Origin of the sequence: Pleionea sp. CnH1-48, from assembly GCF_024124665.1 — a bacterium.
Taxonomy (GTDB): domain Bacteria; phylum Pseudomonadota; class Gammaproteobacteria; order Enterobacterales; family Kangiellaceae; genus JAMXSB01.
This window is the reverse complement of record NZ_JAMXSB010000002.1, coordinates 559,683-571,982: the sequence shown is the minus strand read 5'-3', so window position 1 is coordinate 571,982 and position 12,300 is coordinate 559,683. Positions and strand designations below refer to the sequence as shown.

The 12,300-nt window shown below is 40.7% G+C and carries 11 protein-coding genes; 4 read left to right on the top strand and 7 right to left on the bottom strand.

The window, feature by feature from the left end; genetic code table 11:
* Positions 1 to 5 precede the first annotated feature (5 nt).
* Positions 6 to 2,045 carry a TonB-dependent siderophore receptor gene (locus NH399_RS05010; RefSeq protein WP_253037426.1) on the bottom strand — a complete coding sequence of 680 codons (2,040 nt, stop codon included), beginning with the start codon at positions 2,043 to 2,045 and terminating at the stop codon, positions 6 to 8.
* 191 nt (positions 2,046 to 2,236) lie between these two features.
* Positions 2,237 to 3,022, bottom strand: coding sequence for a hypothetical protein (locus tag NH399_RS05005; protein ID WP_253037415.1), 786 nt, complete (start codon positions 3,020 to 3,022; stop codon positions 2,237 to 2,239).
* 162 nt (positions 3,023 to 3,184) lie between these two features.
* On the opposite strand from NH399_RS05005, the gene NH399_RS05000 reads away from it, so the two are divergent.
* The 4 genes from NH399_RS05000 to NH399_RS04985 all read left to right on the top strand — a co-directional run bounded on the left by NH399_RS05000 (position 3,185) and on the right by NH399_RS04985 (position 7,239).
* A complete protein-coding gene (locus NH399_RS05000; RefSeq protein WP_253037413.1) occupies positions 3,185 to 4,162 on the top strand; it encodes a YafY family protein in 978 nt (325 codons plus the stop codon).
* A 56-nt stretch (positions 4,163 to 4,218) separates the two neighbouring features.
* Positions 4,219 to 4,560 (top strand): hypothetical protein, encoded by a 342-nt coding sequence (locus NH399_RS04995; protein WP_253037400.1) that lies wholly within the window; start codon positions 4,219 to 4,221, stop codon positions 4,558 to 4,560.
* A gap of 71 nt (positions 4,561 to 4,631) precedes the next feature.
* Positions 4,632 to 5,546, top strand: coding sequence for an alpha/beta fold hydrolase (locus NH399_RS04990; protein ID WP_253037398.1), 915 nt, complete (start codon positions 4,632 to 4,634; stop codon positions 5,544 to 5,546).
* Positions 5,547 to 6,420: 874 nt separating this feature from the next.
* Positions 6,421 to 7,239, top strand: a complete 819-nt coding sequence (locus tag NH399_RS04985; protein WP_253037396.1) for a hypothetical protein — start codon at positions 6,421 to 6,423, stop codon at positions 7,237 to 7,239.
* Positions 7,240 to 7,311: 72 nt separating this feature from the next.
* Here the strand turns inward: NH399_RS04985 and NH399_RS04980 are convergent, their stop codons facing one another.
* From NH399_RS04980 to NH399_RS04960, 5 genes are all read right to left on the bottom strand, one after another.
* Positions 7,312 to 7,914: an imm11 family protein gene (locus NH399_RS04980; RefSeq protein ID WP_253037394.1), complete on the bottom strand. Its 603-nt coding sequence runs from the start codon at positions 7,912 to 7,914 to the stop codon at positions 7,312 to 7,314.
* A gap of 93 nt (positions 7,915 to 8,007) precedes the next feature.
* Positions 8,008 to 8,250, bottom strand: a complete 243-nt coding sequence (locus tag NH399_RS04975) for a hypothetical protein (RefSeq protein WP_253037392.1) — start codon at positions 8,248 to 8,250, stop codon at positions 8,008 to 8,010.
* 272 nt (positions 8,251 to 8,522) lie between these two features.
* Complete coding sequence (locus tag NH399_RS04970) at positions 8,523 to 8,936, bottom strand: GNAT family N-acetyltransferase (RefSeq protein ID WP_253037389.1); 414 nt, start codon at positions 8,934 to 8,936, stop codon at positions 8,523 to 8,525.
* A gap of 163 nt (positions 8,937 to 9,099) precedes the next feature.
* On the bottom strand, positions 9,100 to 11,124 hold the full coding sequence (locus tag NH399_RS04965; protein WP_253037387.1) for a hypothetical protein: 2,025 nt from the start codon (positions 11,122 to 11,124) through the stop codon (positions 9,100 to 9,102).
* Positions 11,125 to 11,458: 334 nt separating this feature from the next.
* Positions 11,459 to 12,148 carry an NrdJb gene (locus NH399_RS04960; protein WP_253037385.1) on the bottom strand — a complete coding sequence of 230 codons (690 nt, stop codon included), beginning with the start codon at positions 12,146 to 12,148 and terminating at the stop codon, positions 11,459 to 11,461.
* Between the last annotated feature and the right edge of the window lie 152 nt (positions 12,149 to 12,300).

Below are 12,300 nucleotides of genomic sequence, written 5' to 3'. Positions count from 1 at the left end.
GTCCCTTAAAACTTATAAGACAAATCAAGCATCAGACGTCTTTCTAAACCTGGCGTTGGTGCTTGGCCACCACGGTAGGGTTGGACATAATAGACATCGGTATCAAAAATATTAGCGATACCAATACCGACATTAACATTCTCTATTTGATGCTGATAAAAAATATTGATGTTGGATTCGACGCTTAGTTTTTCTGGCTCGCCACATACAAAATTCACGGTATCTTCAATGCAGGCATATCGATGCCCAATAAAAGCACCGGTGATATTAATAAGATTGTTATGGCTTAAGTTTATAGTTGAAGAAAACTTAAGCATGTGATTGGGGATACCTAGCACTTTTTGTGGCTTGCCAACAACCGCAAAGCCGTTTAAAGCCTGACTGTTTAATTCGAAATAAGAATAGTTGATATCGGTGATTCCCCATGAATTTTCAACTTTCAGGAGGAGTTCTGCTCCTAGTGTTTTGACTTGTCCAGCAGTTATGTTGGCAAATAAGTTGGGTTCATAGGCGATATAATCTTCGATATCTAGATGAAAAATATTGCCTTGAATATAAATATCGTCGCTCAGGTAGGTTCCATACTCAAACTCAATGGAACTTAATTCTTCGGCACCCGCAATCGGTGTGCCTACCAATTCTGCCGTCGCCAGAGTTCCAAATTTAGGAATTTTAAAGGCTTCACTGTAAACGAATTTAATATGATGATCTTCATTGGCTTTAGTGATTGATAGTCTTGGAACGACACTGCTGCCGACGAAGCCATTGTTTTCGTATCGAGCTCCTAGCGTAATATCTGCCCAGTCTAAGCTTGATTCGTATTGTACAAAGAGTGCATTGTCACTGACGGAGTCTGAAGGCGAACCGTTGAAAAAAGTGGTGGGGTCCAGAAAGTAACTGTCAAGCAGTGTCATCTTATCTTTGTAGTGACTCAATCCAAACAGTATGTTGGAAGTAGGGTTTAAGTCGTATAAGCCAATCACCTCCAGTCGACGTCGGCTGACTTTTTCTTCTGTTCGATGAGGTCCTCTATCGGGATAAAATGACCCCCAAGGTTCTTGCTTGATGTAACTTATGTGGGTTTTAATATTGAAGTTATTGGTTAAAGACTCTTGGTGTTTGAGACTCACACCTAAAGATTTAAAAATGACCTCACCGTTTCGGGTAAACTCCGTAAAGTCGTTAGAAGGATTAAAAAAGTCGTTAGAAAATAATCCTATGCCGCCAATACCAATGCGATCTTCATACTCATAATCATCATAAAAAACTCTAAAGTCGAAGGTGTCGTAAGACAGTGAGAAATTTAAGTTCATAGGAGTGACATTAGAGTTGTTTTTTAAGGAAAAAGAATTGCCCGCAATGCCAACATAATCTTTATTGCTATAGTCACCTGCACCCCAAAAGCCAGAAAGAGAATAACCAATACCATTATCGAGCTGATTGCCGACCATAAAGGTTAAGTTCTTGTTATGAGTGTTACCGGAAGTAAAATCACTGCTGACAAATATTGCTCCGCCGTTTTGTGACGCGTCGTAAGTGGTGACATTAATAACGGCCAGTTCGGCATCTCCACCATATAAAACAGAACCTGGACCTCTAATGACTTCTACCCGCTCAATGGATTGAGCTGAGTATCGATTATTTAAAATGATTGTGCCAAAGGCGAGATCATTTTGCTCAATGCCATCAATGATGAGCAGGATCTTTCCATCAATGCCCCAAACACCCCGAAAACTGAGTGAAAATACACCTTGGGCATCCACTCCCACCCAGAAGCCCGGAAAGTGCTTTAAAATATCCAACAAGTTTCGAGCACTACTTTGTTGTATTTGTTCCTTTGTCATGACACTGACAATACTGGGTTGCTTTCTTATGGTTTTTTCTTTGTTTGAAGATACGGTTATTTCGAGGTTCATTAACTCGCTGAGTTCGAGATTGAATAAGTCTCTGTCATCGTCTGCGACAACAGAACCTGACGACAAAGCCAGAAAAATGAGTAAGCAGGTAATCGTCAGTTGAGCGAGTATGTGGGTGTCTAGGCGCAAAATTTGAGTCCGAATATCACATAAGAACCTGATTTATAAGTAAGTTTAGCTCAAGTATTATGAAATGCGCGAATAAGAGCCGTCTTTTTATAAACGAAGGCGCAGGAGTCTGACTCTCAGACTCCTGCGCGCGGCGAAGCAAAGTATCTTAATGTTGAGTTGTAAAGATACTATAGGTATTCAATGAAGCTCTATTCTGGCAGTTTGTTGAAGGTAAAGCTGTCTTGGGTAATTAGCTTATTGTCGTTTAATGGATCAGCTACATACCAAGTAAAAGTGTATTCTCCAGCTGGGAACCAGGTAGGTATGTTGATGTAAGGACGGGTGTAAGATTTTTCTTCACCTGAGCTGAGCTCTAGCTGTCGAGACTTGTGGACAGGATAAGCTTCGCCTGTGGGCAAAGTTAAAGACGACCACTGATTGAAGTTTTTGTAGCTGAGGTCATAATCTAAATTACGAATCAGCGCATCATACTTGAGTTTTCCTCCTTCTGCAGGGACTGAATAGTTAGGATCATCCTTGACGATATCGACTTCAAGTAAGTCGGGTTGATTGATGGTTCCTGTGATCGTGACATCCAGGGACGAGAGGGTTGCCTGGCCCTTGTACATCTTAACACCAAAAGTTTGAGCGCCATCCAGAAAGTCGGAAGCACCCGTATGTGCTGGTGTGATACAGGTGGTACGTGAAGCAATCGGCGTTGAGTTTATATTGGTCCAGCCATAGCTTGCGCTGCCAAATGGACCCATCATAAATCCTTCGTTGGGATCGGCTAAGTCGCCCGTAAAATGAGCCGTAAAGCAAATTCGGTCGATGGATTCGAAGCTAGCTCCAAAATCTACCGTTGCGTTGTGGGCAATGTTGGTTTCTAGATGGAGTGGGAGTCCTTCTTGAAATGTGGCGCTAGTCGTGAGCGAAGAGGCCTGTACTGTGGTAGCAATGGACAACAGGCCAATGATGGACAAAATTTTATTCATAAATTGTCTTCCTTAGTTTGAAAATAGAGTAAGTAGGAACCAGTAGCTCCTTTATGTGCTGATGTTTAGCACTCTAAAAAGACGCATTTCTGCGACGCCAAATATTGTCGCAGGTCGCTGTATCATATCCTGAGACAGTGAACAAAAAAGAGTGTGTTTTTTATGGATGGGTTTGATCGAGTTTATGATTTACATCGAGTGCTCAAGGGACGAAAAACAGTTATATCTACAAAGGATATATTGTGTGAGTTGGAGTGCTCTCGCGCTACCTTTAATAGAGTCAAGCGCCACATGATCGACTTTCTTGGCGCTCCGATAGAATACGATAGAAATCGAGGGGGTTACTATTATGTAGAAAATGCGGAAGAGGGATTTGAGTTACCTGGCGTTTGGTTTAATGAAAAAGAATTGAATGCCTTGCTTCTTGTACAGCAGTTGTTGACCAATCTTGGTGTTGGTGTATTGAAAGAAGAAGTGTACCCCATCCAACAACGGGTAGCGCAACTGTTAAGGCAGAGTACCATCGAGCCAGCATCACTAAGTAATAAAGTTCATTTTCTAGGGGTGGGTATACGAGACGTTGAAGGGCATCAATTTCAATCGATTACTCATGCGATTTTAAATATGACTCGTATAGGTATTACTTATGTCACCCGTGATGAGGGCATTGTGACCCAGCGAGAGATTTCTCCGCAAAAATTGATCAACTATCGAAACAACTGGTTTTTGTATGCTTGGTGTCACAAAAGGGAGCATTATAGAACCTTTGCTGTGGAATGCGTCTCGAATATTCAATTATCCAGTAATCCTTTTAAAGTTGTGAATGAAGATGATATGGAAAATCATTTTAAGCAGAGCTATGGCATTTTTGCGGGCAGTGAAATTGATACTGCCATCATTAAGTTTAAGCCAGGTATTGCGCAGCGTATTTCTGAAGAAGTATGGCACTCGAAGCAACAGGGGCATTTTTCTGACGACGGTTTCTATACCTTAAAGTTGCCATTTAATATTAGGCAACCTGATGAGCTCATTATGGATATCGTCAAGCTGGGAGATAAAGCCGAGGTGGTGTTTCCGCAGATTTTGCGCGATGCATTAGTTGAGCGCTTAAATAATGCGCTTGGTGTTTATCAAATTTAAGTTATTTATCGGGCTATGGCTATGTTAAACTGAGAGGTAAATATAAGGAAAATAGAATGAAGATAACGGGTTTATTGACGATTGTTGGATTATTTTTGTTGGTTATGACGTTTGCAGGCGCGCATGATGCACCTTATGTTATGTCTTGTTTTCATTGCATTCCTAATGCTTCATTACCTCTCACTGCCATGGCCATTGCGGCTATCTCCATTACTCTGTTAACCATTGCCTTAACGCGCCTTATCAAAGTAACTCCTGCTATTTTGCTCAATAAATACTCCGTCAGTTCGATAGTTCCGCAATCGTTAAACCACTTTGATGACTCGCTTATCCCTCTCTTCCCGATACACCTTATGCTTCCCTTGGATGAGGCGCTAATTATTGAGAGTAGTGTTTAGTCACCACAATTTCACCTGGATTTGAACCTCTCCTTGTTAGGATACTGATATTGCCTAACGAGGAAGATTTAATGAAACTCAAAAAATTAGTGACGGCTAAGGTTTTTCAAGCAACCCTTGGCGTACTCTTCGCACTAAGTGCCATTTATTACGTATTTTTTACATTGGATAGTGAGCCTTTATCGACTCAAGAAATATTGGATAGATACCAATATTCTGCCTCTCAAAACCTGAATTTCGAGCTTAATAAGCTGGAGGAAAACCTCTATGAATTCCATTACAGGAGTTTTGATGGGGCGAAAGTAAAAGGGCAAATCCACTACCCCGAAGTGAAAAAGGACCGTTATCCTGTATTGCTGGGTATGCACGCAATGGGGCGCAGTTATCCTCGTTGGTGGGTGGATTCATTAAAAGGCAGACCTACAGTTACCCAAGTTAATAAGATTACCCAAATTGCAAGAAACAAGGGCTATGTGGTTATTGCTATTGATGCTCGATATCATGGATCGCGAAAAAAGGCAGATCGAAGTTTGCGCTCCATTATGATTGATCTGACGTTTCTGGGTGACAAGGATGATTATGTTCGTATGATTCGGGATACTGTTCTGGATTATCGAGTACTGCTCGATTGGATAGAGCAGCAGAAGGAGCTGGATATTTCTAATACTCATGTTGCCGGTTATAGCATGGGAGGACAAATGAGCCTGCTTCTAGCAGCAGTGGATGTTCGAATAAGTAATGTTTTGTCAATTGTTCCCCCCTATCTGGAAGATACTACCGCATCCGTTGCGCCTAAGAACGTTGTTTCGTTGTTAGATGACAATAAAGTCTGGTTGGTTACATCAGATGATGATGAAAATGCAACACATGAAGAAAATGTACTTTTGTTTAAAAGAATTCCTTCGAAAGACAAGAAGCATATTGTGTTTAAAGGAAATCATATCTTACCGGAGGAGTATGTTAACTCACTTGTTGAGTGGTTTTAATTACCGAATAAGACGTTGTGTATGTTCGAATAAGTAACGTTTTGTCAATTATTCTCCCTTATTTGGAAGGTGCAGCTGGAATCGTTGCGCCTAAGAATGTTGTTTCGTTATTTGATGACAGAAAAGTATCTTTGACCATCATCGGATGATGGCGACAGCACAACTCATAAATAAATTCCATTTACTAAATTAATTTCTTCGAGTGATAAGAACCTTTATTTTTAAAAGGAAGTTATGCCTTGCCGGGAGATCGTGTTGACTCATTCGCTGAATGGTTTTGATTGCTGGTTAATGGTTTGCGTATGTTCGAATAAGTAATGTTTTGTCAATTGTTATCCCCTGTTTGGAAGGTGGTAGCCTATTTGTTACGTTAGGGAATATTGTTTTGTAATTAAATGGCAATAAATTTTGGTTTGGTTTTATCGGTTGGTAACTAAAGCGGAACTCACAAATAAAATTACTTTTAAAATAATTTTTGTAGAGGTAAGGGGTGTCTGCATAAAGGCGGTTGTTCCTGTCGAAAGTTTTTTACTGGTTTTATTAATTTTTTTTGATTGCCTCTTAAGTGTTGTGTATGTTCGGATAGGTATCGTTTTGTTGTTTATTCTCCTCTTTTTTTAGGTCTGCCTGTGTTTTTTCTTGAGTTGTTTTGTTGTTAGATAGCTAAATTGGTTGTGTCGGGTTGTTATGAAAGATGGAGTTGGTTGGAAGTGCTGGGTGAATTTGTTTTTAAATGGATTGGTGCTTTAGTTAAAATGAAAATTGTTTTCAAAAAATATTTTTTGTTTTCTAGAAAAAAATTTTATTTCGTGATAGCTTCCATCTCGATCTCTAATAAAGACTGTTTTGAAATTAATGAATAGGATAACTAAAAATGAAAAAACTATTTTATATATTTGTTTTTATTGTCGGGTTTATTTCGAGTAATGTTTTTGCTGCGGATAAAGTGATTACTTGTAACTTCTGTAGTGTTAGCTCTCATAACTATCTGGCTAAGCAGGCCGTTCCTAGACATGTGAACTCAATGTTAGTGCATGTATTTGATCACGGCAGAAAAACATTGCACTCTTATATGGTTATTAATGAACGTGATATTGGACCTTCGATTATGACCTTTGTAGCTCCAATACAAACTCCAGCTCCAATTTTTGATAAGTATACTGATTACGTTAATGCGCTGGAGTATTTTGAAGTACTAAAAAATGCGATCGATGTTGTTCCTGAGCATGTTGCTTCCAGTGCATGGGATATGGTCGGAGACCCTGCTGCTCGCCAACGGGTTGGAGACTGGTTTCAGTCGAGTCACTCTGTGTATTCGGCTCTTACAAGTGTTATTAATTTAGCGACAGGATTATTTGGTCACCCTGCAATTACTTTAACTTTTGAGTTTGCTGATGGAAGTACTGCAAAATTTAAGTTTCAATCTATTGATTCAAATAATGATATGTATTATCAACTTGTTCCTGTTCAATCTCGAGATGCAGATGGAAATACATTAGAGTTTTCTGGCAGCAATAACTTTGGTGGCTCGATGGCAAGCTCTCGATCACTGAGTGACTTTCTTGCAGCGGCTGCTCGTGCTGGAATTCCAATTATTGTAAACGGTGGAACAATTGGTGGTGGCGTTCCTGTAAGATGTGTCAGAAATGGAAGTGGAGGAATTACCTGTACTCCAGTTAATTCTCGCACTTAGATAGACATATCTTGATATTAGCTCCCAAGCTTATTCTATTGGCTTGGGAGTACAATAAAGATTTGTTTAGGCTTAAGCCACTTGTATTTCTGTTAAAAACAGATTGCTTGGCTCTAATGAATGAAGGGCCCGTGCCAGATCTTCTCGAATAAAAAAGTCACTGGGATACTCTGGAATACGAAACAGAGCAGGGGCGGCACTGACTTTATCCTCAGAAAAAACATAGTCGCCATCGACACCAATAGGATCATAGGGTTCACACTCGTCATAAATAACTTCGGATCGAGCGGTATCTAAGGCATCAAAGGTAGCGAGGGAATGCACCATCCAGTAATCTGAGCTGACGATTTGCTCGTCTGAGGAGTAGATATCCAGCGGTAATATTTCGACTTCTTGTTCTGATAAATGACTATCGAATAGCTCTTTGCAGCGAGATGATACTACTAACAAACAGGCTGTGTTAGAAATAAAATCGGTCATGCCTTTTTCTTGAGGCATGTTTTCTAAATAAACTTTGAGATTGCCAGAATAAACTTTCTCGTATAGGTTTTTAACGGGCAATCCTTCGGTTAAGTGCCAACATTTAAGCTTAAGACCCGAAGGTGCTCTTTCAATTGTGGGTAGTTGTTTGATATTTTTTAAATCACCTAGTATTTCTATTTGAAAAAATCGCATGCTGATTCCCTGATTGGCTTGCTTAGACCTGCTGTGGATCTGAAGAGCAGGTCTATCTTTTTCGATAATGAAAGTATAGGGAGTTGGCTTCCCTTATTCTTTGTTGATCTTCTCAAAAACAATTTCCAGTTGTTTTTTCATCGCATCATCGACTTCTTCTGGCTTAACTCGTGAAATAATATTTCTTAACACGCGAATTTCATTCTGGTCGATCTCGCCGTCACGCTCTGCAATGGCAAGAATCTCAGCTAATTCATTAGCACAAAGCTTTCCGTCATTAGTAAAGCACTCAATGGAGCGAAATGACATTTCAAGATAATCTCTTGGTTCAGACATAGGTATTTTCCCTTTATAAAATAAATGTTTTTAATTATCTAACGCCTTAATTCAGGCTCAGACAGTATAACGAACCTGACGGGTTTAGAAAAAGAAATTGCAGCCATCTAAAAGGCTGAAACTTGTTGGGATATTGAATCTGATTACACTTTGAGCATTTTCTGGAGGATTTGTTGGTTTTTAATTCATAAGCATTGGATGCATTGGCAATACCGCCTATTAATCAGTCGTCCCTTATTGACGGGCTATATATAACTGCTGCTTCTAGGGGGTTATAAATAAGCGACGACAGTGCTCATTAAACTGCTTTTCGTCTCGAACCCAAAAGACTGATACAGTGAGTGTGCATCAGCGGTTTGTAGAGCAAACTGGGTATGAGAAAACTGAGGATGAGCCAGCATGGTTTCCAACATCCACTTTCCAACCCCTTGGCCTCTGTGATCTTCGGCAATAACAAAATCAGCAAGCCAGGAAAAAGTGGTCTTGTCAGAAACAAACCGAGCGAAACCTACTTGCTTGTTGCCAAAAAACAGGGTGAAACAATAGGAGTTATCGACCATGGACTTAACCACATCAATAGAGCGGTTTGCCTTCCAGTAGGTGGTTTGAAGTAGTTTATAAGTGTGTTTGATATCAACAGGGAGCTCGTTATCAAACAAAGTGTAATTTTGAAATTCCCAATGCATAATTGCTTTCCTGTGCTAGAAAAACGAAGTTGGGTGAATTGAGAAGGTGTTTAATGGAGTATAGCACTGATGGTTTTATTCGTCGCTTGAACTAACTTAATATCGGTGATTGAGTCGCTTATCAGGCGAGGTGTTCTCTTGCCTGATAAGCCTTAGTAAAGAACTATTTGATTGTTGGTTGATACATGAATAGATGGGCATCTGTCTTTCTGATGAAGAGCAGATTATCGCCGTTTTGAGAGGCCGAACTGAGTTTTCCTAAAGTCAGGTTTTTCAAGTTTAGTGGGCCAGGAAAATATTCTTTTCCTTCCGAGACTAGCTGGCCGTCTTGATAGCTGTAGAAAAGTAAGTCATTGTCAAAGGAACGATGGGCTACAATTTCTATTTCCGAGTCATTGTCAAAGTTTCCTGCGGCCACACCAGTCCAGTTGGATGCCGAGCCTGCTTCTAACGTTGCTACGTAGGTAATAGCACCATTATCCAGCTCGTAGAGATAACCTTTACCATCAAAGTTACGCAGTGCAATAAACTGGTCTTTTCCTACGTTCTTAAAGTCACCCGCAGCGACGCCCGCCCAGCTTGAAGCGTTGCCGTTTTCCAGGGTCGCTATTAAGGTAATTTGGTTATTAGCATACTCATACATATAGGCGTTGCCATCTGAGTTTTTAAAACCAACAAACTGAGCTTTTCCGTTACCTTTGAAGTTTCCTGCCGCAACGCCTGCCCATTGAGAATTGGCATCTTGCTCAAGGGTCGCTATTTGAAGCAATTGGTTGTTGTTAACTTCAAATAGATAGATGTTGCCATTATCGTTGTTTACAGCTACCAATTGTTCTCGGCCATTACCAATGAAATCGCCTGCCGCTAAGCCTGACCAATGAACGATGGCATTATCTTTATAACTGCCGAGCGTTGATACTTGACTGTTGTTGTATGCACGTAAGAAAAGCCGTCCATCAAAGTTTCTGGAGGTAATAAACTCATCGATGCCATTCCCATCAAAATCACCCGTAGTAATCGCGGAGTAGTCTGACGCAGAACCTGAACTTCTGTCTGTAGCTACAGGGTGTAACTTGTTTTGATGTTGAAACAACTCTGCGATAGAAAGTATTATCCAGCCAAAGTCGAAAGAGCCCGGTGTACTTAAACTGTGCTCTAGTAAGACATCCTCAATGACATGGTAAATGTCAGGATCGAAGGTCGACAGCGATAAATAACGGCCCACAGCTGTGGCATTTTCGATGTCACCTGTCCGGTCAAGAAATCTATAGAACTTACCTGGTTGTTTTTTATATATACGATTGGTAAATGTTGAAGCAAATCGGTTCATATCGTCTTGTGTAACAGCGAGGTTATTTTCGAAACAAAGTCGCGCGAAATCAATTTCAACAAATGCATGGTCTGAATTTTCTATATTAGCGTCGTCTGCTCCGTAGTACCATATGTATGATTGATCTGAAGCATCATAAGTCAGGTGTTCCTTAAAATGTGCTAAGAGTTGGTTCACTCGATTTAAATAGAAGGTGTCATTGGTGTATTTGTACATCATTAATAGGACTCGACCCATAGCCGCAGACATATTAAAAGGGACTGATTGTCCACTCAAAGTATGCTGGGGATGTGTCATGATGCGGTAGTTGCCAATGGCGTTATCCCATTGAAACTCATGGGCGGTTATGGTTTTTTGAGCTTCAGTGACAAAATGCGCGGCGATGGTTTGAAAACTGCGGCCATCAGCTTGATAAATATAGTCACCTAAGGAAGGCGTATTTTTTACCAGCTGAGCAAAGTCCAGTATTGGGTAAAGAATCATGCCGCTATGTCCAACCCAGGAGTAGGCTTTATTATTCGTTACGGGTCTTGTACTTGCCCAGGTTGGCCGAACAACACCGTCCAATCCTGAAACCTGGGGAATAGCATTGTCATCTCGTTGGGCAAATACATTTTCGGCGTGTCGAATAAGCTTGTCTAGATACCTTCTTTCGCCCGAGGCACGATACATGGTCATGTAAGACATCATGACGTAGCTTTCACCCCACGCTAGAGCGTCTTCTTTATTACTGGAATTAGAATGCCAATCGCCTCTAATCTGGTCATGGGCATCGAAAATTTGTTGATAGTTCGAGCTGGCGTAAGAAGAATGAATAGAAAACGCCAAGCCAAATAAAAGTGCTACTTTTTTTAACATAATAACTCCTGAGAGAATCTAATGATTAGTCGACAGCTTTCTTGCATAAAAGAAGGGGAGAAGCCTTAAAGTGCTGTCGCTCTTTCCTAAAATTAAAATCGTTTAACTACTTGGTAACGAGTAAATTTCCATATTATTACTCTACATAAACCAAGGTAATTCTAACATAGTTGCAAGAAGAGAGTCTATTGTGTCGGTTTAGGTAGGTAAAAAGTAACCGTTATGGCGGGGAGGTAGGGTTTCGAACCCCGTTGAATAAGTTGAGTGTTTTACGAGAAAAATAAAAAAGGCGACTTGAAAGTCGCCTTTTTATCGAACGTTGCGAGTGAGTGGATTAACCACACTTAGAATCGCCGCAGTTCAAGCAAGTCATGCAACCGTCCATCATGATGACAGCGTTGGTCATACACTTGTTGCACAGTTGAGCACCATCAGGGAATTCTGATTTGGCTTCGGTCTCACCGCTTTGTTTGGCTTCGTATTGAGCGCGTTTCTCAGCGATCAGAGCTTTTTGATGCTCATCTAGCTCGTCGTCTTTTAATAAACCGATCATCTTGAGGTGTGACTCAATGGCTTCGCCGATTTCTGCTACCAAGGATGGCATAAAGCGACCACCACGTTTGAAGTAGCCACCTTTAGGATCAAAAACGGCTTTTAGCTCTTCAGCTAAGAAGGTACAGTCGCCACCTTTACGGAAGACGGCTGACACAACTCGAGTTAGAGCGACAACCCACTGGAAGTGATCCATGTTTTTCGAGTTAATAAAAATCTCGAAAGGGCGGCGCATTTCATGTTCGGTTCCCTGATTTAACACCATGTCGTTGATGGTCACATACAAAGCATGTTCTGACAGCGGTGTTTTAATCTTATAAGTCGAACCTAACAGCATTTCTGGGCGTTCAACACTCTCGTGCATTTGCACAATTTCTGCCGTAGGTTTTTCTTGGGGTGCTGCTTCAACCTCAGGTTGGTCTTTGGTTTTTACACTATAGCCAACAATCGTTTTATCGATTTTGTGTGCCATGGTTATTTCCTATGTTCGTCTTGTGTCGCTGCAATAAGGCCATTGTAACCGCTTTTTTGCAAAAAGGCGTGCCATTAATACCACACCTTTTGCTGTTATCTTTATGGGGCCTTAAACCTCACTGCGAAATACTCTTTAAGTAATAAATCTGT